This is a genomic window from Streptosporangium lutulentum (genome assembly GCF_030811455.1).
Taxonomy (GTDB): Bacteria; Actinomycetota; Actinomycetes; order Streptosporangiales; family Streptosporangiaceae; genus Streptosporangium; species Streptosporangium lutulentum.
Genome location: NZ_JAUSQU010000001.1, coordinates 622,100 through 649,094, shown reverse-complemented (window position 1 = coordinate 649,094; position 26,995 = coordinate 622,100). Strand labels below are relative to the sequence as shown.

The 26,995-nt window shown below is 71.0% G+C and carries 24 protein-coding genes; 11 read left to right on the top strand and 13 right to left on the bottom strand.

Annotated elements, in window-relative coordinates:
- Window position 1 precedes the first annotated feature (1 nt).
- A complete protein-coding gene (locus J2853_RS02755; RefSeq protein ID WP_307554608.1) occupies window positions 2-1,366 on the bottom strand; it encodes a hypothetical protein in 1,365 nt (454 codons plus the stop codon).
- 264 nt (window positions 1,367-1,630) lie between these two features.
- On the opposite strand from J2853_RS02755, the gene J2853_RS02750 reads away from it, so the two are divergent.
- Entirely contained in the window at window positions 1,631-3,757 is a 2,127-nt protein-coding gene (locus J2853_RS02750; protein WP_307554606.1) for an ATP-dependent DNA helicase, read from the top strand.
- 195 nt (window positions 3,758-3,952) lie between these two features.
- Here J2853_RS02750 and J2853_RS02745 read toward each other — a convergent pair whose 3' ends face one another.
- From J2853_RS02745 to aroC, 5 genes are all read right to left on the bottom strand, one after another.
- Window positions 3,953-4,744, bottom strand: a complete 792-nt coding sequence (locus J2853_RS02745; RefSeq protein WP_307568582.1) for an SGNH/GDSL hydrolase family protein — start codon at window positions 4,742-4,744, stop codon at window positions 3,953-3,955.
- 163 nt (window positions 4,745-4,907) lie between these two features.
- Window positions 4,908-5,342 carry a type II 3-dehydroquinate dehydratase gene (aroQ, locus tag J2853_RS02740; protein ID WP_307554604.1) on the bottom strand — a complete coding sequence of 145 codons (435 nt, stop codon included), beginning with the start codon at window positions 5,340-5,342 and terminating at the stop codon, window positions 4,908-4,910.
- A gap of 119 nt (window positions 5,343-5,461) precedes the next feature.
- Window positions 5,462-6,538, bottom strand: coding sequence for a 3-dehydroquinate synthase (aroB, locus tag J2853_RS02735; RefSeq protein ID WP_307554602.1), 1,077 nt, complete (start codon window positions 6,536-6,538; stop codon window positions 5,462-5,464).
- On the bottom strand, window positions 6,535-7,038 hold the full coding sequence (locus tag J2853_RS02730; RefSeq protein ID WP_307554600.1) for a shikimate kinase: 504 nt from the start codon (window positions 7,036-7,038) through the stop codon (window positions 6,535-6,537). Before J2853_RS02730 ends, aroB begins: the two co-directional genes overlap by 4 nt.
- Window positions 7,039-7,102: 64 nt before the next feature.
- Complete coding sequence (gene aroC / locus J2853_RS02725) at window positions 7,103-8,281, bottom strand: chorismate synthase (RefSeq protein WP_307554598.1); 1,179 nt, start codon at window positions 8,279-8,281, stop codon at window positions 7,103-7,105.
- A gap of 158 nt (window positions 8,282-8,439) precedes the next feature.
- Between aroC and J2853_RS02720 the strand changes: the two genes are divergently transcribed.
- The gene (locus J2853_RS02720) at window positions 8,440-9,633 is read left to right on the top strand and encodes an RNA-guided endonuclease InsQ/TnpB family protein (RefSeq protein WP_307554596.1); all 1,194 of its coding nucleotides are present in this window, start codon (window positions 8,440-8,442) and stop codon (window positions 9,631-9,633) included.
- A gap of 184 nt (window positions 9,634-9,817) precedes the next feature.
- Here J2853_RS02720 and J2853_RS02715 read toward each other — a convergent pair whose 3' ends face one another.
- From J2853_RS02715 to J2853_RS02700, 4 genes are all read right to left on the bottom strand, one after another.
- The gene (locus J2853_RS02715; RefSeq protein ID WP_307554594.1) at window positions 9,818-10,483 is read right to left on the bottom strand and encodes a prepilin peptidase; all 666 of its coding nucleotides are present in this window, start codon (window positions 10,481-10,483) and stop codon (window positions 9,818-9,820) included.
- Between the two features lie 61 nt (window positions 10,484-10,544).
- A complete protein-coding gene (locus tag J2853_RS02710) occupies window positions 10,545-11,096 on the bottom strand; it encodes an SseB family protein (RefSeq protein ID WP_307554592.1) in 552 nt (183 codons plus the stop codon).
- Between the two features lie 117 nt (window positions 11,097-11,213).
- Complete coding sequence (gene bar / locus J2853_RS02705; RefSeq protein WP_307554590.1) at window positions 11,214-12,305, bottom strand: barbiturase; 1,092 nt, start codon at window positions 12,303-12,305, stop codon at window positions 11,214-11,216.
- 33 nt (window positions 12,306-12,338) lie between these two features.
- Window positions 12,339-13,247: a carbamate kinase gene (locus tag J2853_RS02700; RefSeq protein WP_307554587.1), complete on the bottom strand. Its 909-nt coding sequence runs from the start codon at window positions 13,245-13,247 to the stop codon at window positions 12,339-12,341.
- A gap of 243 nt (window positions 13,248-13,490) precedes the next feature.
- Between J2853_RS02700 and J2853_RS02695 the strand changes: the two genes are divergently transcribed.
- The gene (locus J2853_RS02695) at window positions 13,491-14,399 is read left to right on the top strand and encodes a cation diffusion facilitator family transporter (RefSeq protein ID WP_307554585.1); all 909 of its coding nucleotides are present in this window, start codon (window positions 13,491-13,493) and stop codon (window positions 14,397-14,399) included.
- Between the two features lie 126 nt (window positions 14,400-14,525).
- On the opposite strand, the gene J2853_RS02690 is transcribed toward J2853_RS02695, so the two are convergent.
- The 3 genes from J2853_RS02690 to J2853_RS02680 form a co-directional block, all read right to left on the bottom strand.
- On the bottom strand, window positions 14,526-14,906 hold the full coding sequence (locus J2853_RS02690; protein WP_307554583.1) for a YidB family protein: 381 nt from the start codon (window positions 14,904-14,906) through the stop codon (window positions 14,526-14,528).
- A gap of 209 nt (window positions 14,907-15,115) precedes the next feature.
- Window positions 15,116-15,982, bottom strand: a complete 867-nt coding sequence (locus tag J2853_RS02685) for a GNAT family N-acetyltransferase (protein WP_307554581.1) — start codon at window positions 15,980-15,982, stop codon at window positions 15,116-15,118.
- Window positions 15,983-16,169: 187 nt separating this feature from the next.
- Entirely contained in the window at window positions 16,170-17,357 is a 1,188-nt protein-coding gene (locus J2853_RS02680) for a pyridoxal phosphate-dependent aminotransferase (RefSeq protein ID WP_307554578.1), read from the bottom strand.
- 288 nt (window positions 17,358-17,645) lie between these two features.
- On the opposite strand from J2853_RS02680, the gene J2853_RS02675 reads away from it, so the two are divergent.
- From J2853_RS02675 to J2853_RS02640, 8 genes are all read left to right on the top strand, one after another.
- A complete protein-coding gene (locus tag J2853_RS02675; RefSeq protein ID WP_307554576.1) occupies window positions 17,646-20,780 on the top strand; it encodes a DEAD/DEAH box helicase in 3,135 nt (1,044 codons plus the stop codon).
- 49 nt (window positions 20,781-20,829) lie between these two features.
- Window positions 20,830-21,678, top strand: a complete 849-nt coding sequence (locus J2853_RS02670; RefSeq protein ID WP_307554574.1) for an SWIM zinc finger family protein — start codon at window positions 20,830-20,832, stop codon at window positions 21,676-21,678.
- A gap of 153 nt (window positions 21,679-21,831) precedes the next feature.
- On the top strand, window positions 21,832-22,503 hold the full coding sequence (locus J2853_RS02665; protein ID WP_307554572.1) for a maleylpyruvate isomerase family mycothiol-dependent enzyme: 672 nt from the start codon (window positions 21,832-21,834) through the stop codon (window positions 22,501-22,503).
- Between the two features lie 221 nt (window positions 22,504-22,724).
- On the top strand, window positions 22,725-24,044 hold the full coding sequence (locus J2853_RS02660; protein WP_307554570.1) for an extracellular catalytic domain type 1 short-chain-length polyhydroxyalkanoate depolymerase: 1,320 nt from the start codon (window positions 22,725-22,727) through the stop codon (window positions 24,042-24,044).
- 191 nt (window positions 24,045-24,235) lie between these two features.
- The gene (locus J2853_RS02655; protein ID WP_307554568.1) at window positions 24,236-25,216 is read left to right on the top strand and encodes a DUF418 domain-containing protein; all 981 of its coding nucleotides are present in this window, start codon (window positions 24,236-24,238) and stop codon (window positions 25,214-25,216) included.
- The gene (locus J2853_RS02650) at window positions 25,179-25,973 is read left to right on the top strand and encodes a carbon-nitrogen hydrolase family protein (protein ID WP_307554565.1); all 795 of its coding nucleotides are present in this window, start codon (window positions 25,179-25,181) and stop codon (window positions 25,971-25,973) included. Before J2853_RS02655 ends, J2853_RS02650 begins: the two co-directional genes overlap by 38 nt.
- A 9-nt stretch (window positions 25,974-25,982) precedes the next feature.
- Window positions 25,983-26,444, top strand: coding sequence for a hypothetical protein (locus J2853_RS02645; RefSeq protein ID WP_307554563.1), 462 nt, complete (start codon window positions 25,983-25,985; stop codon window positions 26,442-26,444).
- Window positions 26,441-26,872, top strand: coding sequence for a UCP033725 family protein (locus J2853_RS02640; protein WP_307554560.1), 432 nt, complete (start codon window positions 26,441-26,443; stop codon window positions 26,870-26,872). The genes J2853_RS02645 and J2853_RS02640 overlap by 4 nt, the downstream gene beginning before the upstream one ends.
- The last annotated feature ends 123 nt before the right edge of the window (window positions 26,873-26,995 follow it).

Below are 26,995 nucleotides of genomic sequence, written 5' to 3'. Positions count from 1 at the left end.
ATCACCAGTCGCGGCGCTCGTCCCGCTCGTCACGGCGCCGCTCGTCCCGGCGCCGCCCGTCGCGGCGCTCGTCGTAGCCCTGCTCGTCATGACGGCGCTCGTCGTAACGCTGTTCGTCGTAACGCTGCTCGGGGCGGAGCCTCTCCCCGGTGGAGTGGGACGACTCCTGGACGTAGGGGCGTGGCGCCAGTTGCTCGGGCTGCTGGCCGCGCAGGCCCAGCGGATCGGACGGATCCACGTCCTGCTGGTAGGCGGGCGGCGAGCCGTACAGGTCGCGCAGGTCCGCGGGGTGACCGGCCTGCGGGGACTGCTGCGGGCCGGGTTGCTGGGCGCCGAACGAGTAAAGGTCGGGCTGGGCCGGGGCCGGGTAGCCGTAGGGGTCGGCCTGGGCCGGATAGGCGGACTGCTGTTGCTGCTGGGCCGCGAAGCCGAAGGGGTCGGTGGAGTGCTGCTGCCCCTGGGGCGCGTAGGAGTCGGCGCGCGGCTGGTGCCCGGGTGCCGGGAACTGGTCGCCGTGGGACACGAAGGGATCCGCCTGCCGGCCCGCCGGAGCGGCGAACGGGTCCACGGGCGGGGACGCGCCGTACGGATCCGGGTGGCCTCCTGGAGCGCCGTACGGGTCCGGACGCCCCTGCACGCCGTAGGAGTCGGGCTGGCCCTGCACGCCGTAGGAGTCAGGCTGGCCCTGCACGCCGTAGGAGTCAGGCTGGCCCTGCGGGGCGCCGTACGGATCCGGATGCCCCTGGGGAGCGCCGTAGGAGTCCGCCGGCGGCGAGGCCGGGTAGCGGTCGCCGGGCAGCTGGTACAGGGGCTCGCCGGAGCCCGGCAGTCCCACGGGCTGCGGCTGGCCGTAGGGCAGGGAGTCGCCCACGATCATGTTCTCGCGCGGCACCGCGTCGCCCTGGCCGTAGGCGGCCATCCGGTCCTGGGGCTGCGGCGCGGCGCCCCGGGCGACGAGCACGTCGTTGGGCCCGAGGGCCGCGACCTGGCGCGGCTCCTCGATCGGCGGGGCGGCGTGACCGGCCGGGTCGGCGTACGGCTGCGGCTGGGCGTAGTCCTCCGAGTGCGGCCGGGCGTACTGCCCGGTGGCGGGGAACTCGCCGTGCACCTGATGCTCGACCAGGTGGGCGGGCTCGCCCGTCTCGTCGGGGTACTGGCCTCCGGCCTCGACAAAACCGTCGTCGAGGGTGTCGACCAGACGTCCCACGTCGTTCATGGGCATGCGGAAACTCGCGGTGCACATCTCACCGCGCCACAGGCTCAGCACCAGCGTGCCTTCGTGCCAAGTGACCCGGAGAACCCGCTCCTGGCCACGCTCGTCAAAGAACACCTCGCCGAACGACGGCAACGGGACAACTTCCGACATGGAGGACATAGTGCTTCAACCAGCCTTTATTCGTCCACTCGACCTCAGGAAACTCTACCGAACCGGTCTTTCCACCCCCATCTTCCGCCCCAACACCACCAGAACGGTAGATCTTCCTTGGACTTCGGAGGATTGGCGAACCGGGTGATCGAGCCAGTTTGCCACGGAACATGAGCCCCGGGTTTGCGAATACCACGATGAGTCCCCACAGTGACTCCCCGGAGCATCCGCGATTGTCAGGCCGAACGGGTACGGTTGGCTGTCGTGCCGACCGACTCCATCGCCCCTACCGAAGACGTCTCCTCAAAAGTGGATATTCCCCCAGTTGAGGATTTGCTGAGCACCGCCGTCGAAGCGGTGGGCGGGGTCGAGCGCCCCGGACAGATAAGGATGGTCCAGGCGGTGCAGCACTCGATCGAGTCGGGTGACCACCTGGCCGTTCAGGCGGGCACGGGCACCGGCAAGTCACTGGCCTACCTGATCCCCTCGATCCGGCACGCGATGACCTCCGAGGGCGCGGTGGTCGTCTCCACCGCCACCATCGCGCTCCAGCGCCAGCTCGTGGACCGTGACCTGCCCCGCCTCGCCGAGGCGCTCGCCCCGCAGCTGCCGCACGAGCCCAAGTTCGCGATCCTCAAGGGCCGCCGCAACTACCTGTGCCGCTACAAGGCGAGCGCCGGATGGCCCGACGACGAGCAGGACCAGCTCTTCGACCCCCGTGAGGTGAGCGCGACGGGGCGGATGGTCCAGCGCATCCAGGACTGGGCGAACGAGACCGAGACCGGTGACCGCGACGAGCTCGTCCCCGGCGTCAACGAGCAGGCGTGGCGGCAGTTCTCGGTGAGCGCCAGGGAGTGCCTGGGCGCCACGCGCTGCCCGAGCGGGATGGAGTGCTTCGCCGAGCTGGCACGGGCCCGCGCCGGGGAGTCCGACGTCGTCGTCACCAACCACGCGCTGCTCGCCATCGACGCGATGGAAGACTTCCCGCTCCTGCCCGAGCACGACGTGGTCGTGGTGGACGAGGCCCACGAGCTGGTCGACCGGGTCACCTCGGTGGTGACCGGCGAGTTGTCGGAGAACATGGTCTCGCTGGCCGTGCGCCGGGTCGGCAGGCTGATCGACCAGCCCACCTCCGACCGGCTCATGGAGGCGGGAGAGGATCTCAAGGCCCTGCTCGCCGCCGCACCCGCCGGGCGCCTCGACGAGCTGCCCCAGGTGCTCGGGCTGACGCTCGCCCTGATCCGCGACGCGGCCTGGGCGTGCATCACCTCCCTCGGCCCTCGGATGGGCGGCGACAAGGACGACCCCGAGGGCGCGGGTCTGCGCAAGGCGGCCTTCACCGCCCTGGACGAGATCCACGACACCGCGCAGCGCATGCTGGACGCCTTCGGCCACGCCGAGGAGGTCGACCGGGCCGAGGTGGTCTGGCTGGAGGCGGGCACCGACCGGCGTCCTCCCCTGCTGCGGGTGGCGCCGCTGACCGTGGCGGGAATGCTCCGCGACAAGCTCTTCGGCGACCGGACGGTGATCCTCACCTCGGCCACGCTCGCCCTGGGCGGCGCCTTCGACGGGCTGGCCCGCCAGTGGGGCCTGGGGGCCGGAGACGGCGCGAGGGGCGCGACCGGGGGCGGCGGAGAGGAGACGGGCGACCCGAGCGGGGAGCCCTCGGACGGCGCCAAGAACGGCGCCAAGAACGATGCCAAGGCCCGGCCGAGGAAGCGGGCGGGCTGGAGCGGCCTGGACGTCGGCTCGCCCTTCGACCACCCCCGCAGCGGCATCCTCTACGTCGCCAAGCACCTGCCGCAGCCGGGCCGCGACGGCCTGCCCGAGGCCTACCTCGACGAGATCACCGAGCTGATCGAGGCCGCCGGAGGCCGCACCCTCGGCCTGTTCTCCTCCATGCGCGCGGCCAAGGCCGCCACCGAGGCCCTGAGAGACCGGCTGAGCGTGCCGCTGCTCTGCCAGGGCGACGACTCCACGATGCTGCTGGTCAAGCAGTTCGCGGAGGACGAGCCCACCTGCCTGTTCGGGACCCTGTCCCTCTGGCAGGGGGTGGACGTCCCGGGCCCCTCGCTGCGGCTGGTCATCATCGACCGCATCCCCTTCCCCCGCCCGGACGACCCGCTGAGCTCCGCCCGCCAGCGCCACGTCGCGGCCAAGGGCGGCAACGGCTTCATGTCCGTCGCCGCCACCCACGCCGCCCTGCTCCTCGCCCAGGGCGCGGGCCGGCTGCTCCGCAGCCAGCACGACAAGGGCGTGGTCGCGATCCTGGACCCCCGTCTGGCGACGGCCCGCTACGGGGGTTTCCTGCGCGACTCCCTGCCGCCCTTCTGGCCCACCAACGACCCGGCGAAGGTCCGCGACGCCCTCAAGCGCCTCAGCTCGTCATAGGGGCGTCGCCGCGGGGCCTGGCCGGGGCCCTTGGCCGGGGAATGGGGGATCCGCGTTCCCCGGCGGTGCCCGGCGCGTCGCGGAGACGCCGCCGGGCCCCGGCCGCTCCCCCGGCAGGGGCGTGCGACCAGCAGGCCGCAGGAGCGACCGGGGCCATCCGGCGGGGGTTCCCTGCCGGTGTCCGGAGCCGGGCGACTAGGGAAAGATCTTCAGGTCAGGGCGCTTGGGGTCGAGGCCGTCACCGGAGGAGCGGCCGCGCAGGCGGCGGACGAGCCAGGGCCCGAAGTGCTCGCGGGCCCACTGGGCGTCCTCGCGGCGCTTGGCTCCCCGGTCCGTGCGCTCACGGGGCGGCCAGGCCTTGCGCCAGTCGTCGTCGCAGTCGATTCCGAGCACCTGGCAGATCTTGGCGGCCACCAGGCGATGGCCCTCCTCGTTCATGTGCAGGCGGTCGTCGCTCCACGCCCGCCAGTCGCGCAGGCCCTGCATCGACCACTGGTCGACCAGCCGGCAACCGTACAGCTCGGAGATGGACCTGACGTGCATGTAGAAGATCGCGAACGTGCCACGGGCGCGGCGCATGATCGGGGTGTCGCGTGGGTCCACGCCGGTGAACAGCAGCACCTCGGCGCCGGTGGCCCGCAGATCCCGTACGGCTCCCGCCAGCTTCTTGGCCATCCGGTCGGGGTCGCTGCCCGGCCGGAGCAGGTCGTTGCCTCCGGCGCAGAAGCTGATCAGGTCGGGCCGCATCTCGATCGCCCGCGGGACCTGCTGCTCGACGATCTGGTCGATGAGCTTGCCGCGCACGGCGAGGTTGGCGTAACGGAAGTCCGGGTCGAGCGCGGCCAGCCGCTCGGCGACCCGGTCGGCCCAGCCACGGAAGTGGCCGTTCGCCCCGGGGTCGTTCAGTCCCTCGGTGAAGCTGTCGCCGAGGGCGACGAACGAGGAGAAGGAACGGCCGCCCCCCGCCCCACCCACGGGGCCGCCCATCGGCCTCCCCACCGGACCACTCACCGGGTCACCCATCGGGTCGCCCATCGGCCTCCCCGCCGGGCCACTCACCGGGTCGCCCACCGGGTCGCCCGTCTGCCTCCCCGCCGGGCCACTCACCGGGTCGCCCACCGGGTCAATCGCTGAGTCGCTCACCGGGCACTCACTCAGAGGTCTCGGCGATGGCGTGCAGCGCGAGCACGTAGGACCTCAGGCCGAACCCCGCGATGGTACCGGTGGCCACGGCGGCGACCACCGAGTTGTGCCGGAACTCCTCGCGGGCGGCCGGGTTGGAGATGTGCACCTCGACCAGGGGCGCGGTGCGCTGGGCGATGGCGTCGCGCAGCGCGTAGGAGTAGTGGGTGAACGCCGCCGGGTTCAGCACCACCGGCACCCGGCCGTCGGCCGCCTCGTGCAGCCAGCCGAGCATCTCGGCCTCGTCGTCGGTCTGCCGGACGTCCACGGAGAGGCCCAGCTCCCTGCCGGTCTCCCGGCAGAGCGCGGCCAGGTCCGCGAAGGTCTCCGCGCCGTAGACGTCGGGCTCACGGGTGCCGAGCCGCGACAGGTTCGGGCCGTTGAGCACGTAGACGGATCTCATGAAATCACTCATCACTCTTCACTGGCCGTGTGCCTGCCGCACGGCCGACGTTCTGCTCTCACCACTGCTCTCAACCGCTCCGCCCGTCGCCCCGCGCACCGGGCGGGCCGCGCCCGAGGTCATCGGGCGATCTCGTCATAGGCGGCTTCGAGCAACGCCTCCGGCGGGTCCTCCAGCGGGGAGAGCCTCGCCAGGTCGTCCAGGAGGACGAACCGGAGCTTGGCGCCGCGGCTCTTCTTGTCCAGGCGCATGTGGTCGCGGAGCTCGGGCCAGGCCTCGCGGCGGTAGGAGGTGGGCAACCCGACCGAGGTCAGGATGGACCGGGTCCGTTCCACGAGGCCGGGACCGATCCTGCCCGCCAGGCGCGACAGCTCCGCGGCGTAGACCATGCCGATGGCGACGGCCTCGCCGTGACGCATCCGGTACTGCTCGACCCGCTCGATGGCGTGGGCCAGGGTGTGCCCGTAGTTGAGGATCTCCCGCAGGCCGCCCTCGCGCAGGTCGGCGCCGACCACGTCGGCCTTGATCTGGATCTTCCGCTCGATCAGCTCGCGGGTGTGCCGTCCCTCGGGGAGCCTGGCGCCCTCGGGGTCGTCCTCGATGAGCGTCAGGATCGTCGGGTCGGCGATGAAACCACCCTTGATGATCTCCGCGAGGCCGCCGACGTAGTCGTCGCGGGGCACCGAGACCAGCGTGGCCAGGTCGCACAGGACCCCGGCCGGAGGGTAGAAGGAACCGACCAGGTTCTTGCCCTCGGGGGTGTTGATGCCGGTCTTGCCGCCCACCGCGGCGTCGACCATGCCGAGCAGGGTCGTCGGCACCTGCACGAGCTTGACGCCGCGCAGCCAGGTGGCGGCGGCGAAGCCGGCCAGGTCGGTGGTGGCTCCCCCGCCCACGCCGACCACGGCGTCGGAGCGCGTGATGCCGTAGCGGCCGAAGGCCGACCAGAGCCCTGCGGCCACCTCGATCGTCTTGGCCTGCTCGGCGTCGGGCACCGGCAGCGCGACGACCTCGTATCCGGCCGCCTCGATCGCGCCGCAGACCGGCCGCGCGATCTCCGGCAGGCTCGCCGGGTGGATCACCGCGACGGTGCGGACCCTGGAACCGAGCAGGCCGGGGAGCTCGCCGAGCACGCCGGCGCCGATCACCACGTCGTAGGGGGCGTCTCCGTCGACCTTGATTCTGGAGATCGTCACGGCCGCAGGCCCTTCACGATCTCGTCGACGACCTCGTCGGGCTTGCGCTCGTCGGTCGCCACGACGATCCCGGCCAGGCTCTCGTAGATCGGGCGGCGGGCGTCCATCAGCTTCTTCAGCTGGCTGCGCGGGTTCAGCACCAGCAGGGGCCGCGCCGAGGCCAGGCCCACGCGCTGCACGGCCTGCGAGAGGCCGATCTCCAGGTAGGCCACCGAGTGACCGGCCAGCAACTCGCGCGTCGCCTCGGACAGGATGGCGCCGCCGCCGAGGGACAGCACGCCGTCGTGCTCGGCCAGCGCCCGCCGTACGGCCTCCGCCTCCAGCTCGCGGAAGCGCTCCTCGCCATCCTCGATGAAGATGTCGCCCACCGACTTGCCCGCCACGGCCTCCACGTCGGTGTCGGTGTCGCGGAAGGCGACCCCGAGCCGTTCGGCCAGGATCTGGCCGACAGTCGACTTGCCCGATCCGGGAGGACCGATCAAAACCACTCGGGGACTCACTGTGCCTCCTCGGCGCGCGTCTCGCCCGTCCGGAGGACGGCGTCGCCCCCGCGGGTGCGCCCGCTCACTTGATCACCATCGAAGAAAGGTATCCGGACAGGTTGCGCGCGACCTCCTCGACGGAGTCGCCGCCGAACTTCTCGATCGCGGCGTCGGCCAGGATCAGCGCGACCATCGCCTCGGCGACGATCGCGGCGGCCGGGACCGCGCACACGTCGGAGCGCTCGTGATGGGCCTTGGCCGCCTCGCCGGTCAGCACGTCGATGGTGGCCAGCGCCCGCGGCACGGTGGAGATCGGCTTCATCGCCGCGCTGACGCGCAGCGGCTCGCCGTTGGTCATGCCGCCCTCGACGCCGCCCGCCCGGTTGGTGATCCGGTGGACGCCGTCGGCGGTGTTCTCGATCTCGTCGTGCGCCCTGGAACCGGGACGGCGGGCGGTCTCGAAGCCGTCGCCGACGGCGACGCCCTTGATCGCCTGGATGCCCATCAGGCCGGCCGCGAGGCGGGCGTCGAGACGGCGGTCCCAGTGGGTGTAGCTGCCCAGGCCCGGCGGCAGCCCGTAGGCGATCACCTCGACGACCCCGCCGAGGGTGTCGCCGTCCTTGTGCGCCTTGTCGATCTCGGCGACCATCGCGGCGCTGCCGGCCGGGTCGGCGCAGCGCACCGGGTCGGCGTCGATCGCCGCCAGGTCGCCGGGACCGGGCATGACTCCCGGGGTGGTCCGCGCCTCGCCGATCGAGACGACGTGGCTGACGATGTCGACGCCGAGGGCCTGCTTGAGGAAGCTCCGGGCGACCTGCCCGAGCGCGACCCGGGCGGCGGTCTCCCGGGCGCTGGCCCGGTCGAGCACCGGGCGGGCGTCGTCGAAGCCGTACTTCTGCATCCCGGCGAGGTCGGCGTGGCCGGGGCGGGGACGCGAACGCGGCGCGTTGCGGGCCTGCCCCTCCAGCAACGCCGGGTCCACGGGGTCGGCGGCCATGACGGTCTCCCACTTGGGCCACTCGGTGTTGCCCACGCGGATGGCCACGGGGCTGCCGAGCGTGCGGCCGTGCCGTACGCCGCCCACGACGTTCACCACGTCCTGCTCGAACTTCATCCGGGCGCCGCGACCGTAGCCCAGCCGACGTCTCGCCAGTGCTTCGTCGATGTGGGCCGTGGTCACCTCCACCCCTGCGGGCATCCCTTCCAGGATCGCGACGAGCTCGGGGCCGTGGGATTCTCCGGCAGTCAACCAGCGCAACATGATGACAAGTCTTCCACGTGCCGCCCACTGGAATGGCCCCAGCTCACCGAACACCTGCAGCGTGGAGGTTCCGTCCCTCCGGACGGGAAGAAAACACGGAACGGTCACCCATAGTGGTTCCCCGGTTTTTGTCGGTAGGAATCGGTAGGTTGCTCGGTGTGTCCCGCTACCGGCTGCACCCCTCCCCCGCCCAGGAGGCGACGCTGCTGGAGCACTGCGGACACGCCCGATATGTGTGGAACCTGGCCGTGGAACAACACGCCCACTGGCAGCCCGGGCGCACGCCGGCGCCGGGGTTCGCCGAGCAGTGCCGCCAGCTCACCGAGGCCCGCGCCGCCTCGCCGTGGCTGACGGCCGGGTCGATCATCGTCCAGCAGCAGGCGCTGAAGGACTTCCACCAGGCCATGGCGAACTTCTTCGGCACCACCCACCGCAGGCCCACCTGGCGCCGACGTGGCCGCAGCGAGGGGTTTCGAATCGTCGCGGTCAAACCCGGCGACGTACGCCGCCTGTCCCGGAAGGTCGGCCAGGTGCGGATCCCCAAGGTGGGGTGGGTGCGGTTTCGGTGGTCGCGCCCCGTGGGGGAAGCGAAGTCGTTTCGCGTCACCCGGGATGCGGCGGGCCGCTGGCACGTGGCGTTCGCGATTGTCCCCGTGTCGATTGCGACCCCGGGGACGGATGCGGCCGTTGGGGTGGATCGGGGTGTGGTGGTGTCGGCGGCGTTGTCGACCAGTGAGTTGCTGACCGTTCCCGCCTTGGGTGAGGCGGAGAAGAAGCGGCTGGTGCGGTTGCAGCGCGCCCTGGCCCGCGCTAAGCCTGGGTCGAAACGCCGCGCCAAGGTCAAGGCCGCCGTCGCGAGGTTGAGGGCCCGGGAGGGTGATCGGCGTAAGGACTGGGTGGAGCAGACCAGCACCGATCTGGCCCGCCGGTTCGACGTGATCGGCATCGAGGATCTGAAGGTCTCGGCGATGACCCGGGCGGCGAAAGGCACCCTTGAAGCGCCGGGCCGGAACGTGCGGCAGAAGGCGGGATTGAACCGGGGCATCCTGGCCAACGGGTGGGGGCGGTTGGCGGCCCGACTGGAGGACAAGGCTCCGGGCCGGGTGTGGAAGGTTGATCCGCGGTATACCTCGCAGACCTGCAATGCCTGCAAGCACATCGCCCGGGAGAGTCGTGAGAACCAAGCGCTCTTCTCGTGCGTGGCCTGCAAGCATCGGGATCACGCTGACGTCAACGCGGCGAAGAACATCCGAGATACCGCCGCGGGGCACGCGGTGGCTGCGCGGGGAGGCCTGCCGTTGGGCGGGCCGGTGAACCGCGAACCTCAACGTGACCTCCTCCTTACGGGGTAGGTTTCGTTGGAATCTCCTGCTTTCAAGCAGGGGAGGATGTCAATGGGTGAGACATGGACCGGCGCACCGAAACGGTCGTACCGCCTGACAGCAGGTCGGTTGAGTCACGGCAGGCCCGCATCGACCGATAGCAAGCCATCCAAGTCGCAACATGGGCATACCAACCGACATCAGGTCGGATGGGTCACAACAGGATCGCCGTGAACGCACCAATGATCATGAACGGGCCGAAGGGGATCTCGCTCTTGCGGTCGGCGCGGCTCGTGACCATCAGCGCGGCGCCGTAGAGACCCCCCGCGAGGAAGCCCAGGAACGCCCCGACGGCCACGGTCTCCCAGCCGAACCAGCCGAGCGCGGTGCCCAGGCTCGCCGCGAGCTTGACGTCGCCCAGTCCCATCCCCGCCGGGTTGACCAGGAAGAGCACCAGGTAGAAGGCCGCCAGCGCGGCGCCCCCCAGTCCGGCCCCGAGGAGGTCGTCGAGTCGTCCTCCGGCCAGGGCCGCCACCGTGAGCAGGCCGCCGGTCCCGAGGTACGCCGCGAGGGTGAGCCTGTCGGGGAGCCGGTGGACGGCCAGGTCGACGAAGGCCAGCGTCACGGCGATCACCGCCAGCCACCAGAGGGCGAGAAGCTCCGCCACCCACGTGACCTCCGGCGGGAAGGACGCCTCGGGCGCGGCCCGCAGGGCGAGCGCCCCGAGCGCCAGGGCGGTGGCCGCCTCCACGACCAGCGGCGGTGGCCCGGCCGGTGGGGACGGTTCCCCGCCGGTCCGCGCGTACCGGGCGATCAGGACGCGCGCCCGGAGGCCGATCACCAGACCGGCCAGGACCGCCGCGACGGGGAGGAGGATCACGCAACGACCATAATCCGCGGGGCCTTCCCCCGTCCGCCGGGCGTTCAAGCCCGCGCGGGGCTCATCTCCGGAAGGGCAGGCCGAACCGCCGTCGCCTGGAGGGCGGAGCGGGCTCCTCCTCCATCCGCACCACGGTGACCTCGGGCCCCAGCCGGTCGACCGTGCCCGACTCGACCGCGGCGAACGCCCGCAGGAGAGCTCCCTCGATCACGAAGGGCACCGGGCCCGCCACGTCGATCACCACGGCGGCCACTCCCTCGTGCACCGCGGCCTGGCAGACCTGGAGGGTCGTGGCCTGGATGGGCCGGGCGTCGGGACGCCAGAGCCCGAGCGCCTCGACGCCGGTGAAGGCGGGCACGGCCTCGCGCCCGTCGTTGCCGACCAGTTTCGGGAGAGCCATCTCGCTCTCCTTCTCCTGCTTCAGCCCATGCTCTCCGACCTCGGACTCCGTCAGCAGGGCCACCACGGGGACGAGCAGCCTGGCCCCTCCCAGCGCGGTTATCACCTCGCCCGCCTCCGCCGTACCGGCCGCGAAGGCCGTGAGCGCGGACGTCACGGAGGCGTCGGCGCTGCCGTCGTCGTCGGGAACCAATGGCTGCGGAATGCTCGGCACGAACCGGGAGCCTACCCGCGGACGACGCGAACAGGGTTTTCCGCCCCGCCCGCCCCGCCCGCTCCGCTCACCTCATCCGTCCCGCCCGTCCCGCCCGTCCCGCCCGCGCCGGACGGATCAGCCCAGGTCCGCGATGGCGGCCACCGGACCGCCGCCGCTGGGGCCCTGGTGGACCGCGGCGACCGAGACGAACACGGCGGGGTCGCCGGTGACGCTGGCCGCGACCCCTCCGACGGTGGCCTTGATCTGACGGTGCCAGTGCACGTCGGAGTCGTCGAGCATGATGTTGCGACGTCCCCTGACGCTGCCCGACGGGTCGGCTTCGCACTTCATGAAGACGTTGACCAGCCTGCCGCCCAGGTCCGACGGGTGGGGACGCTCGGGCAGGTCGATGCCGCTGGAGCGGATGGCCTCCCAGATGCCGTCGGCGTCCAGCGCGTCCTTCATGACGGAGTGGCCGATCCGGTAGCGGCCGCCGATGCCGCGGACGTTGCCGACGACCACGATCTGGGCCCGGTCCAGCTCGACGCCCGAGGAACAGGACGCGACGGAGGAGAAGAGCGACAGGTCACGGTGGATCTGGTCGGCGGCGGGCATCTCGATCTCACCGAGCGCGACGGCGATGCCCAGCGCGGTGGTGGAGTTGGAGATGTCCATGGACGGGCCCGTGTCCTCGATGACCACGTCCATGCCGCGCGACTTGGCGTCGTTGATGGTGGCCAGGGTGAGCAGGGGCGTCTTGGTCTGGACATAGTGGACGTCGGCGGGGTCGTCGATCCCCGCGGCCTTCATCGCCTCGCGGACACCGGCGGCGACCTTCTCCACCATGGCGGGACGGCCGATGTCCTCGGGAAGGATGACGTCGCTCATCGCGATGCCGACGCTGACGCGCGGCTCGTCGCCCGGCTCGGCGTTCGCCGTGGTGGCGAAGATCGTGGCGTGCGGGCTGAGCACGCCGTCGGTGCCGCCCGACCACACCAGCGGGACGCTCTCGGGCGAGGGGTGCCCCTTGGCGGCGAGCACCTCGCGGAAGGCCCGGTCGGCCAGGATGCGGGTGTAGTCGTTCACCCCGCCGTTGCCCTCGGTCTTGCCGATCACCGCGAGCACCCGGTGGGCCTCGATCACCCCGTCGTCGATGAGCCTGGTCAGCCCGGAGGCGTCGGTCACGCTCTCGATGGCCACCTTGCGCACTTCAATCGGTTCCGGCATCCCTGCCACCTTTCGATCTCCTTGTGTTCACTGTCACTTTCGCACCACGGTTCCGGCCTCTCCGGCGACCGCCGCCCCGATGGCCTCAAGGGAGGTGATCACCGATCGCTCGCCGCCCTGCTCGACGAAACGCAGCGCGGCCTCGACCTTCGGGCCCATGCTGCCCCCGGCGAAATACCCGGCGGCGTGCAGCACGCGCAGTTCGGCCGCGGTGATGTGGCCGATGGGCCGGGCGTCGGCCGTGCCGAATCCGACGACGGCCTGCGGCACGTCGGTGGCGATGACCATGGTCGTGGCCTGTACGGCGTGCGCCAGCACCGCGGCGGCCAGGTCCTTGTCGATCACGGCCTCGACTCCGCGCAGCCGCCCGCCGCCGTCGCGGGCCACGGGCACTCCCCCGCCGCCCGCGGCCACGACGGTGAATCCGGCGGCCACCAGCGCGGCCACCGCGGGCGCGTCGAGGATCTCCAGCGGTTCGGGGGAGGCCACCACCCGGCGCCAGCCCCGGTCGAACCGGCGCCAGGTCTCGCCGAGCTTCTCGAACCGGCGGGCCTCCGCCTCGGTGAAGTAGCGGCCGATCGGTTTGACCGGATCCTGGAAGGCCGGATCGCCGGGGTCGACGAGCGTCCGGGTCACCACGACGACGGCGCGGCCGTCGAGCGCGTTGAGGATGAGCGTGCCGATCGTGGCCTGGGTCTGGGCGCCGCACCAGTCGAGCGGCACCGGGGGCACGACGTCGGCCGAGATCTGGTTCTTCAGGACCAGGTTGCCGACCTGGGGGCCGTTGCCGTGGGTGAGGGTCACCTGGTGACCGGCCGCGATCAGCATGGTGACATGGCGCATCGCGTCCTCGACCGCGCGGCGCTGATCTCCAGGAGACGCGCTTCCGTCGGGGGCCGTCATCGCGTTGCCCCCGAGCGCGATCAGTACTCGCTCACCCAACCGATCCCCCTGCTCAGTCCGTCGGTCTCATTCCTTCACCCACACGGGCGACGTTAACGGGCCGCCCGGCCCGGCTCATGGGCACTCTTTGCCCAAGGCACGCCTGTTCTTCGACAGAACCCACCGGCCAGGCGCCCGGCGCCCCGCCCTCCCCTCCGCTTTGCCTTCGCGTGAACGGGCGAGATCTTGCCTTGCCGGGCGCGCCCCACGTAATATATGAGCATCTGTTCAGATGTTAGAGAGATGGATCTTGCGATGGGTCACGGACACGGTCACGGGCACAGCGCGAACTCCAGTCGCCGCCACCTGGCGGCGGCGCTCGTCCTGCTGGTCGTCTTCATGGCGGCCGAGGTCGTCGTCGGCGTCGTCGCCAACTCCATCGCGTTGATCTCCGACGCCGGGCACATGCTCACCGACGCCGCCTCCATAGCGCTCGCACTGGTCGCGATCACCATGTCCGCCCGCCCCGCCCGGGGCGCGTACACGTTCGGCTGGAAGCGCGCCGAGATCCTCTCCGCGGCGATCAACGGGCTGACCTTCGTGGTGCTCGTCGTCTACTTCGTCTACGAGGGCGTCCGGCGGCTCATCGAACCGCCCGAGGTCAAGGGCGCCCTGGTCTTCGGTACCGCTCTCGCCGGGATCGCGGTCAACGCCGCCGCCGCGTGGCTCATCGCCAGGGCCGACCGGAGCAGCCTCAACGTGGAGGGCGCGTTCCAGCACATCCTCAACGACATGTACGCCTTCGTCGCCACCGCGATCGCGGGCGCCGTCATCTGGCTCACCGGCTGGGGCAGGGCCGACGCGGTCGCCGCCCTGATCGTCGCCGCCCTGATGGCCAAGGCCGCCTACGCCCTGCTGCGCGACGCCGGACGCATCCTGTTCGAGGCCGCGCCCGCCGGCGTCCATCCGGCCGAGGTGAGCGCCGTGATCGTCGCCCATTCCGGGGTCACCGCCGTCGAGGACCTGCACGTGTGGACCGTGACCAGCGGCTTTCCCGCACTGTCCGCACACGTGATCGTCGAGCCCGGCGGCGACTGCCACCGGGTCCGCCGCGAGCTGGCCGATCTGCTGCACGAGCGGTTCCACATCGACCACACCACGCTGCAGGTCGACCACGTGCCCGGCGCGGCGTGCCGGATCGTCTCCGCCTGAGCGATCCCCGCACCCCCGGGCGGACCTCGAAGACCGCCACCGGCCGGACGTCCACGGCCCCGTGGCCGGGCGGGAGTCGATCGCACCCGCCCGGCCCCTCGTCGTCTTCGTACCGGCCACCTGCGATCAGGACATGCCGGAAGACATGTTGCGAAGGTCCTTCATGCTTCCGTTGGGCGTGGCCTTGTCGACCACCTCGGGCAGGAAGCTCACGAGAGCCACGAGCACCTCCTGCTCCGACATGTTCGCCCTCTGAGCGATTCGCCTGAGGTCGGCCTGGTCGATGGCGCCCTTCAGCTCCTCCTCGGTCAGCTGCTTGTTGGGACCGGTGCCGACCCAGGACTTCGTGTGCTCTTCCAGGCCACCGTTCTTGAGCTGCTCGACCGTTTTGGCGGGCCCGCCGCCCTTGCCGGAGCCGCTCTCGTCGTCTGGGGAGAGGAATGATTGGACCATGTTGCGGATCCCCTCGTCAGGGATGAGCCGCTCTAGGAACTTGTCGAATGCCATGGAATCCCCCGGTTACGCGGTGGCGCCTTTGCGCCGCGGACAAGAACGGACCCGAAGGCCCGTAAACCGAAATACCCCAAAATGCATATTAGTAAGCAGGCGGTCACTTTGAGTGAGTAAAGCGATCGGTAAGTTGCCTTTCCCTTCGGAAACGGCCCCGGCCGAGGCGAGGACGGACCCCCGGACCGTCCCGCCCGGCCTTCCCCGGGTCACCCGGCGAGATACGGTCCCTCGGGACAGTCCGCGATCAGCGCGGTGCCGACGCGGCGGAACCCGATCCGGGCGTACATCCGGGCGACGTCGTCGTCGCCGGCGGACAGGAAGACGATCCTCACCCCTCGCGATCGGGCGTCCGCCACCAGCGCGGCGGTGACCGCGAGCCCGAGGCCCCGCCGTCGAGCGGTGGGAAGCGTCCCGACGCCGACGATCTCGCTGACCGTCCCGACCGGCTGGTGCTGGCCCGCGCAGAGCGCCATTCCGTCCTTCACGGCCGCGGCGATCACCGTCCGTCCCGCCAGGAGGCGCGCGACGGCGCGTCCGACCGAGCCGTCGCCGGCGCGGGTCGCCGCCGCGGCGGCCAGCTCCGCCGGGCCTGCCACGCCGATGCCCGTCCCGGGCTCCGCGAAGGCCAGGTGGGGAACGGCCAGCGCCGAGGGGAGCGCCGGGTCGTCCGGACCCAGGATCCGTACGGACGCTCCCTCCGGAGGCTCGTCCCTCTCCGGTGTCGCCGCGTCCTCGTCGAGCACCATCAGGGGATGCTCGTGGACCGCGAGCCCCGACTCCTCGATCGCGGGCCTCAGCGCGGGCGAGGTCTCGGCGACCCACTCGAAGCTCTCGGGAACCCCGAGCTCGCGCTGCCGGGCCCGCACCGGGGCCACGTCGGCGACGCTCACGGCCCCGCGCCACTCCCGGGCCGGCCGCGCGTAGAACGGCCAGCCCTCGCCCTCCCGCACGAACAACGTGAACGGCCCGTGGCGCTCCGCGCGGGCGCCGCCGCGCGGGACCTCGTCGTAGTACTGCTCAAGCCGGTCCAGCAGGACTCGCTCAGAGCGATCGCCGGATCTCACGGAAGCCATACCGATCATCCAAGCAACACCCCGCCGATCGGTACCACCCGATTACGGCCCAGGTCACGGCATATGCCGTTCAAAACTGTGGCCGGTCGGCCGTCGTCGTCCCCGGCGGGTCACCCGGGTCGCCGTCCTCACCGGAGGCGGCGCCCGGCCTTCTCCCGGCGGTGGCCGGACGGGGCGACCGGCCCCCTCATCGCCCGGTGGAGCGGGCGCCGCCGCCGAGCCGGGTCAGGCGGCTCACGGCCTCGTCGATGACCTCGTCCTTCTTGCAGAAGGCGAAGCGGACGAAGTGGCTTCCGCGCTCGGGGTGGGCGTAGAAGACCTGCGTGGGGATGGCGACCACGCCCGCCAGGGACGGGAGCTCGCGGGTGAGGGCGAGACCGTCGGTGAAGCCGAGGGGGCGGATGTCGGTCTGGACGAAGTAGGTGCCCGCGGGGCGGTAGACCTCGAACCCCGCCGCGGACAGCCCCGTCATCAGGCGGTCGCGCTTGGACTCCAGGCCGGCGCGGAGGGAGGAGATCCAGTCGAGCTCGTGGCGCAGGCCGTACGAGACGGCGAGCTGCCAGGGCGCGGCGGCGGTGAAGGTGAGGAACTGCTTGACGGTCTGGACCGCGCGGACGAACTCGGGCGGGGCGCAGATCCAGCCCGTCTTCCAGCCGGTGACCGAGAAGGTCTTGCCCGCGGAGGAGATCATCACGGTGCGGTCGCGCATGCCCGGAAGGGTGGCCAGGGGGATGTGCTCGACGCCGTCGAAGGTGAGGTGTTCGTAGACCTCGTCGGTGACGGCGATCAGGTCGCGCTCCTGGCAGAGGAGGGCGATCTCCTCCAGCTCCGCGCGGGTGAAGACCGTGCCCGTGGGGTTGTGCGGGGAGTTGACCAGGATCGCCCGGGTGCGCGGGCCGGCGGCCGCGCGCAGCTCCGCGGGATCGAAGGCGAACCGGCCCTCGACCGGGCGCAGGGTGACCGGCCGGAGCACGGCTCCGGCCAGGGCGGCGGAGGCGGCGTAGGAGTCGTAGTACGGCTCGAAGGCGATCACCTCGTCGCCCGGCTCGCACAGCGCCAGGATCGCCGCCGCGACGGCCTCGGTGGCGCCGACGGTGACGAGGACCTCCCCGTCGGGGTCGTAGTCGAGGCCGTAGTGAGCCTTGCGGTGCTCGGACACGGCCTGGCGCAGCTCGGGGACTCCGGGGCCCGGCGGGTACTGGTTGAAGCCGTCCCGGATCGCCGACACCGCGTGCTCCAGCATCGCGGCCGGACCGTCGGTGTCGGGGAAGCCCTGCCCCAGGTTGATCGAACCGGTCCGCACGGCCAGCGCCGACATCTCGGCGAAGATGGTCGTGCCGAACTCGCGCATCCGCGCCACCAGAGGATCATTCACGCGTTCCAGCGTAGTCTCCGTCCCCCGCCGGGTCTCGGCACGCCGCCGAACCTCCGGCCGGGAGCCACGGTCGTACCGTTTTGACGGCATCCGTCATGGGTAGGCGTCCCCGCTCAGGATGTGGCGTTCACCGGGGATACGAGAGGCTGGCGCGGCGGCGACGCGCCTCGAGGGCCGAGCCTTCCCGGAACGCCGCGGGCACCTGGTCCCCGGCGCGGAGACCCAAGGTGGCTGCGCCCGCCACTTCTCGGCTGTTACGGTTTTCGCCGACGAGAGAAGGGTGCGACGGTGCTGGTGGTTCACGGGGCCTGGGTCGGTGACAGGCTGGCGCTCTGGGCTGAGGATCCGGCCGATCCCGCCCCGGGCACCACCCGTGCCAAGATCCGCCCGCATCCGTTCGCGGCCTCGGCGTCGAGCATGGCCGATGATCTGTCGATCTGGGGAGACTCCGCGACGGCGGCGGCGGCCGGAGCCGCCGCGGAAGAGCTCGTCCTGCTCCTCCCGAGCTCGGCGCGAAGCCCTCTGCCCTCTCCCGAATCCGGGATGGAGATCACCGCACGACAGCCGAAGATCAGCTCCTGGCGGGTGCCCGCCCTGCTGGTCGAGCCCGGCTCGGCCCTGAGACTGCTCGACTCCGTCGACGAGATGACCGGCCTCCCCTCGGAGGCGAATGAACCCGACGAGTCCTCCGGTGAAGGCCCGTGGGCGCCGATCCCGGGAGCCTCCCTGCGGTATCTCACCGTCGTCGCGAGGTACGCCCGCGACCTGGTCCGCGGCGGCCGGGTGCTGCCCCAGCTCGTCGTCGAGAACGAGGACCACGCGGCGCGGTGGCGTCCCGTGCTGACCGGTCCCTACGCCGTCCGCTTCCGCGATCTCGCCGCCGCGGCGCCTCCCGTCTTCCGGGCCGTCGCCGAGGAGCGGCCCTCGGCCCACGTGCTGATCGAGGCCCTGGCCGGCCTGACCGACGCGGCGGTACGGCAGAAGCTCCCCGATCGCCTGCTCGGCGGGCGTCGGCCGGGACCCCGCGGCCCCCTCGCGGACCGCTGGATGGTCGCCCTCACCGGGGAGACCGCCACGCTTCCCGGTCTGACGCGAGCCGAGGCGGACGCGCTGGCCACGCCGCTGCGAGAGTGGTTCAGATCGGCGCACCTGCTCGACGGCCCCGCCAAGGTGTGCTTCCGTCTGTCCGACCCCGAACCTTCCGATTCCATGCCCGGATCGGGCGGCGACCTCGTCGCGGAGCACGAAGGCCGCCCGGTGCGGCCGGAGGATCGTTCCCTCTGGCGGGTGGAGTTCTCCGTCCAGTCGTCGGAGGACCCGAGCCTCTCCCTGCCCGCACGGCTCATCTGGGCGGGCGAGACCGCTCCCGGTCTCCCGCTACGCCCCGAGGAGGCGCTGCTCGCGGGTCTCGGCCGTGCGACGCGGCTCTACCCCGAGTTGGAGGAGGCCCTGCGTGATCCCCGGCCGTCGGAGCTCGTCCTCGACACGGCGGGCGCGTTCACATTTCTCCGTCAGGCCGCCCCGCTCCTGCAGTCGGCCGGGTTCGGCGTGCAGTTGCCCGCCTGGGCCGGCAGGACGAGGCTGGGGCTCAAACTCACGACCCGCTCAAGGAAGACCGGTCCCGGGGCGGCCTCCGACCAGGGACTCGGGCTGCACCAGCTCGTCGACTTCCGCATGGACCTGTCCCTCGGCGACGAGACGGTCAGCGAGGAGGAACTGACCGAGCTGGCCAGGCTCAAGGTGCCGCTGGTCCGGATGCGAGGCCGCTGGGTCGAGCTGGACGACCGGCAGCTCGGCGCCGCACTGGAGGCGATCGAAAGACGCCGGTCGGGCGAGATGACGGTCGGCGAGGTGATCAGGGAGGTCGTCCACGGCGACGACGACGGGTTGCCGATCGTCGAGGTGGACGCCGACGGCCTCCTCGGCGACCTGCTGTCCGGCGAGGCCGACCGCCGCCTCGAACCGGTCACGACTCCGGCCGGTTTCCACGGCGCGCTCCGGCCTTACCAGGAGCGCGGACTGTCCTGGCTCGGCTTCATGTCGGACATCGGGCTCGGTGGCGTCCTTGCGGACGACATGGGTCTGGGTAAGACCCCGCAAACTTTGTCGCTGCTTCTCAACGAGCGCGCGGCGAACGACGCCCGGCCGGGAGCCACGCTGCTGGTGTGCCCGATGTCCCTGCTCAGCAACTGGCAGAAGGAGACCGCCAGGTTCGCCCCATCCCTGGACGTCTACCTGCACCACGGCGCCGCCCGGCTGCGCGAGGAGGAGCTGGCCCGGCGGGTGGAGCGGGCGGATCTCGTCCTCACCACGTACGGCACCGTCCTGCGGGACCAGGAGTCCCTGATGGGCCTCACCTGGGCAAGGATCGTCTGCGACGAGGCACAGGCCATCAAGAACAGTGCCGCCAAACAGGCGCAGGCCGTACGGTCGCTTCCCGCGAGGAGCAGGTTCGCGCTGACCGGCACTCCGGTGGAGAACCACCTGGCGGAGCTCTGGTCGATCATGGAGTTCTGCAACCCCGGCCTGCTCGGCCCTGCCAGGGCGTTCAGGCAGCGATACCAGGAGCCGATCGAGCGGCACGGCGACGAGACGGCGACCGCCGCGCTGAAGCGGGCCACCGGGCCGTTCGTGCTGCGGCGCCTCAAGACCGACCGGTCGATCATCTCCGACCTGCCGGACAAGATGGAGATGAAGATCTGGTGCAACCTCACACCTGAACAGGCCACCCTCTACCAGGCCGTGGTCGAGGACATGCTGGGCAGGATCGACGACAGTGAGGGCATCGAGCGGCGCGGCAACGTCCTGGCCACGATGACCCGGTTGAAGCAGGTCTGCAATCATCCCGCCCATCTGCTGAAGGACGGGTCGCGGCTGGCGGGACGGTCGGGGAAGCTGGCCCGGCTGGAGGAGCTGGCCGAGGAGATCCTCGACGAGGGCGACAAGGCCCTGATCTTCACCCAGTACACCGAGTTCGGCTCCCTGCTGCAGCCCTACCTGGCCGCCCACCTGGACCGGCCGGTGCTGTGGCTGCACGGCGGGCTGCCCAAGAAGAGGCGTGACGCGCTGGTGGAGCGCTTCCAGGAAGACGACGAGCCGATGCTGTTCCTGCTCTCCCTCAAAGCCGCCGGGACCGGCCTCAACCTGACCGCCGCCAACCACGTGATCCACGTGGACCGGTGGTGGAACCCCGCCGTGGAGAACCAGGCGACCGACCGGGCCTTCCGGATCGGCCAGACGAAAAACGTGCAGGTCAGGAAGTTCATCTGCGTCGGCACCCTGGAGGAGCGGATCGACGAGATGATCGAACGCAAGAAGAGCCTCGCCGAGAGCGTGGTCGGCACCGGCGAAGACTGGATCACGAACCTGTCCACCGACCAGTTGCGCGAGCTGTTCCGGCTCGACCCGGAGGCCGTCGCATGACACCCCTGCCCGGACCGATGCCCGGAGTCTCCACGTTCGAGGAGTTTCGATGAGCGGAAGCGGCTGGTTCGAGCCCTCCCGGCCGATCCGCGTCGAGGGCGGCATCCGAGCGCGCAGCAAGCGGGGCTCGATCGGCGAGCGGTGGTGGTCGCGCAGATTCATCGACATCCTGGAGAGCATCTGCGACGGAGGCAGGCTCGGCCGGGGGCGCTCGTACGCTCGTTCCGGTCAGGTCCTCGACCTGGAGCTCGGTCCCGGACGGGTCACGGCGCGGGTCCAGGGGTCGAGGAGCACCCCCTACAAGGTCAAGATCGGGATCACGGCCTACGACGCGGATCAGTGGCACAGGCTCGCCGGGGCGCTGGCCGCGCAGGCCCTCTACCGCGCCAAGCTGCTCGCCGGGGAGATGCCGCCGGAGATCGAGGACGTCTTCCACGGGTGCGGTCTGCCGCTGTTCCCCGATCAGCGCGGCCTGGACCTGGACTGCTCGTGTCCCGACTGGGGTTTCCCCTGCAAGCATCTGTCGGCGGTGCTGTACATCCTGGCCGAGTCGTTCGACGACGACCCGTTCCTGATTCTGGCCTGGCGGGGCATGGCGAAGGACGCCCTGCTCGACGCCCTCCGCGCGACCGGCGGCACCGAGGACGACGGGGACGGCGCCGCCGCCCAGCCGAGACTGTTCGATGTGGCCGACGTGCCGTTCGCCGATCGGCTGGCGGACTTCTACGATCCGGGCTCCTCTCACGCCCGGCTGCGCGACCGGACGGGGCTGCCCTCCACCTCGCCCGGCCTGCTGCTGCGTGCCCTCGATCCGCCGCCGATCACGGCGCGGAACATCCCGATCCTGGACCTCCTCCGGCCCGCCTACCGGACTCTCTCGGAGAGCGACGACGTCTGAGACCGCTCCGCGACGGCCTGAGTGACTTTTCCGGGCCGTTTTCGAGAAATCTTCGGGAGATGTGTCTCCTCGGCCGTGTCCCGTTCGTCATGGTGTACGGCGACCCGCCGCGCGAGAACATGACGGAGCCCGACCAGCGGAGAAGAGTGACACATGGACCGTGACGAGATTTTTTCCTGGGTGAAGGACGAACGGCTCAGCCTGGCCGACTTCCTCGACGAACTCGACGATCACGAGTGGAAGGCGGCCTCCCTGTGCCCCGGCTGGACGACGCACGACGTGGCCGCGCACCTGACGACGTCCGCGCGCACCGTGTCCATGCCCGCCGCGATCCTCGACACGGCCAGAGGCGTGATCCGGGCGCGTGGCGACTTCAACCGGATGATCGCCGACCAGGCGCGGGAACGGGCGGCCAGGTTCGGGCCGGCGGAGCTGGTCGCGCGGTTCCGCGAGACGGCGGGCTCACCTCTTCGCGATCCGGGTTCCCGTCCGCTGGACCCGCTCGTCGACGCGCTGGTGCACGGGCAGGACGTCGCGCGGCCGCTCGGGCGCGTGCGGGAGATGCCCGCGGAGCGGGTGATCGCGGCGCTCGGGCGTGTCCTGGGCACCGGTTTCTACGGCGCCCCCAAGCGCCTGCGCGGCACGAGGCTGGTGGCCACCGACCTTGACTGGTCGGCGGGTGAGGGCCCGGACGAGGTGCGGGGGCCGGTGGGCGATCTGCTTCTCCTGGCGACCGGGCGAGCCGCGGGGCTCGCGGGCGTGTCCGGGCCGGGGGTCGGGCGGATCGCGGCCGCGCTGCAGGCGGTCGTGCCGGGGACGTCCTGAATCCTCCCGCGGTCCGGCCGAGGAGCCGCCGGGGGCTTCTCGCGAAAGTTTCACATGATCTTCGCCCGCGCCCGCGACTCCTCGCAGGCCATCGGCCTTCCCTGCGCCGGGGTTCATCTGGGGTCTTGCCCTCCGAAATATTTCTATCAACACTTCGAAATATTTCAGATGGTCGCACCACCCTCGATGCGATCCCCCAAGGCAGCCAGGAAGGACAACGGATGAGGGTGAAAGCTCATACGCCAGGCGCGGTGATCGCCGCCGTGATGCTCGTCATCACGGGTCTGCTCACGGCTCTGGTCACGGTTCTGGTCACGGCGCCCCCGGCCTCGTCGGCGTCCCTGACCGAGGTGACCGGCTTCGGCACCAACCCCACCAACCTGCGGATGCACCTGTACGTGCCGGACCGCGTCGCGGCCAGGCCGGCGATCGTGGTGGCCGTGCACTACTGCACCGGCTCCGGCCCGGCCTTCCACTCGGGTACGGAGTTCGCCTCCCTGGCCGACCGCTACGGCTTCATCGTCATCTACCCGTCGGCGACCCGGAGCGGCTCCTGCTTCGACGTCTCCTCACCCCAGGCGCTGAGGCATGACGGCGGCAGCGACCCGGTGGGGATCGTGTCCATGGTCAGATACGTCCAGCAGCGCCACAACGCCGACCCCGGCCAGGTCTACGTCACCGGCGCGTCCTCCGGGGCCATGATGACCAACGTCCTGCTGGGCGCCTACCCCGACGTGTTCAAGGCCGGGGCCGCGTTCATGGGGGTGCCGTTCGCCTGCTTCGCCACCACCGACGGCTCCAGCTGGAACAGCGCCTGCGCCAACGGCACCCTCGTCAGGACCCCGCAGCAGTGGGGTGACCTGGTGCGGGGGGCCTACCCCGGTTACAGCGGCGCGCGCCCGCGCATGCAACTGTGGCACGGCACCGAGGACGCCACCCTGCGCTACCCCAACTTCCAGGAAGAGATCAAGCAGTGGACGAACGTCCACGGGCTCAGCCAGACCCCCGCGTTCACCGACCGCCCGCAGTCGAACTGGACGCGGACCCGTTACGGGGGAACGGGCGTCAACGTCGCCGTGGAGGCGATCAGCGTCCAGGGCGTCGGGCACAGTCTTCCCACCGGCGGCATGGCCCTGGCCGCCCTCCAGTTCTTCGGCCTGACCGACGGCCCCTCCACCCCGCCCACCCCCACCCCGACTCCGACCGTTCCGCCCCCGTCCTCCGGTCCCTGCCGGGTCACCTACACCATGAACAGCTGGAACAACGGGTTCACCACCGCGGTCACCGTCACCAACACCGGCACCGCCGCCATCACCAACTGGTCCCTGGCGTTCACCCTCCCCGGCGGGCAGGCGGTCACCTCCGCCTGGAACGCCACCGTCTCCTCGTCCGGCGGCCAGGTGACCGCCAGGAACCTCGCCTACAACGCGACCATCGCGGCGGGCGCCTCGGCCGGCTTCGGCTTCCAGGCCACCCACACCGGCAACACCGGAAAACCCGCTTCGTTCACCCTCAACGGCGCCGCCTGCACCACGGGCTGAGAAGGTCCGCGCCGGCACTCGGAGCCGGGGGCGCGGAAACCACCACCTCGGGTCATCGCCGGAGCGGCACGGCGGTGACCCGGTCCGTGCCGGCCTCCGCCCCCGACGGGGCCGGGGCCGGCACGGGCGATCACCCTTATTGTCAGGGTTGTCTGTACGAGATCAGTTATGTGGTGATACGTCTATTCCTTGTGACCCGAAGACTGCATGAGCTCGACGCGCTCCGCGGCTTCGCCGTATGCGGGATCATGGTGGTCAACACCTGGCAGCACACGCGTGATCACCTCAAGAGCCCGGAGCAGAACGCGGTCGACTGGGCCGTCGACAACCTGCTGCAGAGCAGGTTCTATCCGATCTTCTCGTTCCTGTTCGGGCTGAGCTTCGTCCTCTTCCTGAGGTCGGCCGCCCAGCGGACGGATCACCCCTGGGCGGCGCTGCTGCGCAGGCTGGCGGTGCTCGCGGCCCTCGGCGCGGTCCACCAGGTCGTGAACCCGGGCGAGGTGCTCCTGCCGTACGCGATCTTCGGTGCTCTGGTCCTGCTGCCCGTCTCGTTCCTCCCCCCGCCCGCGATGGCGATCCTCGGAGGCGCCCTCACGATCTGGGCGGTGCACCAGGGAGGCGGGATCATCCTCGTCCCCGGGCTGTTCCTGCTCGGCATGACCGCGATGGAGTATCCGCCGCCCGAGCGCCTGCTGCTTCCCGCCTTCGTCGCCTTCACCGTGCTGGCGGTGACGCTCGTGTATCTGTGGAGCCGGACCTTCGACGATCCCCGCACCTTCTACCGGGGCACCTACCCGGCCGCGGGACTCGCCGCCGCCGCGGCGTACTGCACCGGTCTGCTGCTGCTCCTGCGGACCCGGCTGCGGGACGCGCTGTTCGCCGTCTTCAATCCGCTCGGCCGGATGGCCCTGACGAACTACCTGCTCAGCACGCCCGTCATCCTGCTCTCCCTGCCGCTGCTCACCAGGGATCCGACCCGGGTCACCGGGGTGGTCCTGGCCGTCGTCGTGCTGGCGCTCCAGGTCGTCTTCAGCCGGATGTGGCTGGTCAGGTTCAAGTACGGCCCACTGGAATGGGCGTGGCGATGCCTGACGTGGATGGAGCGAGTGCCGAACCGCCGGATAAGGTCAGACCGTGACACGCATAGCCCTGTGCCAGATCCCGGTCTCTGAGGATCCCGCCGTCAACCTGAGCCGTGCCCGCGAGGCCATGGACAGGGCCGCCGCCGACGGCGCCGATCTGGCGATCTTCCCCGAGGCCACGCTCACCCGGTACGGCAAGCGGATCACCGACCTGGCGGAGCCGCTGGACGGGCCCTTCGTCACCGGGCTGGCCGACTCCGCGCGGGCGCACGGCCTGGCGGTGATCGTGGGGGTGTTCGAGCCGGGAGACGACCTGGTCCACAACACCGCGGTGGCCATCGGCCCCACGGGTGGGATCGAGGCCGCCTACCGGAAGATCCACCTGTTCGACTCCTTCGGCGCCCGCGAGTCCGACCTGGTCGCGCCGGGCTCCGACCCGGTCGTGGTGGAGCTGGCCGGGCTCCGGATCGGCCTGGTCACCTGCTACGACATCCGGTTCCCCGAACTGACCCGGGCGCTCGTCGACGAGGGCGCCGAACTGTTCGCGGTGATCGCCGCGTGGGGGTCGGGGCCGATGAAGGAGGAGCACTGGACGACCCTGGTCAGGGCCCGCGCGATCGAGAACACCACCTGGGTGGCGGCCGTGGGCCAGGCGCCGAATCCGGAGTCTCGCGACGGCTTCGGGATCGGCCGGAGCATGCTGGTCGACCCGATGGGCGTGGTCCGCGCCGACCTCGGTCCGGCACCCTCCGTCCAGACCTGCTCACTCGACTCTCAGATCACGATTGTCACCCGGAATGCCCTACCGTGCCTGGAACACCGGCGCCTCCACGTCGGCAGATCGTAAAATGCGATCGTGAGTGAGCCACCTGGGCGTAGAACGCAGATGCAGAAGGTCATCCCCCCTCGGTTGCTCGTGCCCTATCTGGCCGGCAGGAGGACGGTGATCTCGGGATACGTCTACCGCGTTCAAGACTGCGCCCGTCTGACCACCCCCGCGCAGCTTTTCACGGGTCTCGACCTGGCCTTCGAGGGCTCCGAGCTGACCGTGACGGTCCCGGAGATCTATCTCATGCGCTGGTTCGCCCGTGACATGGACGCCTATGTCGTGCCGTACGGCCCGCACATGGGCGGCGACTGGAACGATTCACCACCGTTCGCCGGGAACGGCTTCACCACCTCGCGTGAGCACGTCATACCGCAGTTCCACACCACGCCTATGCCGATCCCCGCGGGGGCGGAGATCATCCACGTGACCTCCGACGAGGAGCGTCTCTTCGGCCTCTACGACGGACTGAGCTGGAGGCCGGCCGCATGAGCACCGAGATCGAGCCGGTGGCCTCGGGTTTCGCCGCCCACTACGAGGGCCAGACCTACGCCGCGGCCCTCGGACCCGGCGCCACCGAGGTCGTGCTGTTCAACGAGGAGGCCCAGAAGGGCTTCGAGGCGGCCTCCGGCTACTGGCGGGCGACGGTGGCCCGCGAAGACCTCGACTGGATCGTGCTGGTCCGTACGGTCGGCGCGTTCGGCGGCGAGCCGTGCCTGATCCTCGACGTCTCGGAGGAGAACGGCGAGGAGAGCCTGCACATCGCCTACACCGGGCACAGCGGGCTGAAGGCCGAGGCCCTGGGCTACTGGATGGTCGACCACGGCGCCTACGAGGTCGTCGTCCCCCGCGACGAGGTCTTCTCCATCCGGATCGAACGGCTTCCCGTCCCGCTCGACCCGCCCGCGCCCGAGTCGTAGTACCACCGGGCGGCGAAACCCGAGGCCACCGGGACCGGCCTCGGTCGGAGGGCGGGGCCTGTCAACCGGTGGCCCGTCCGGGTGTCTCCACAGTGTGATTGACGTTCCGTTGGCGACCCCCCC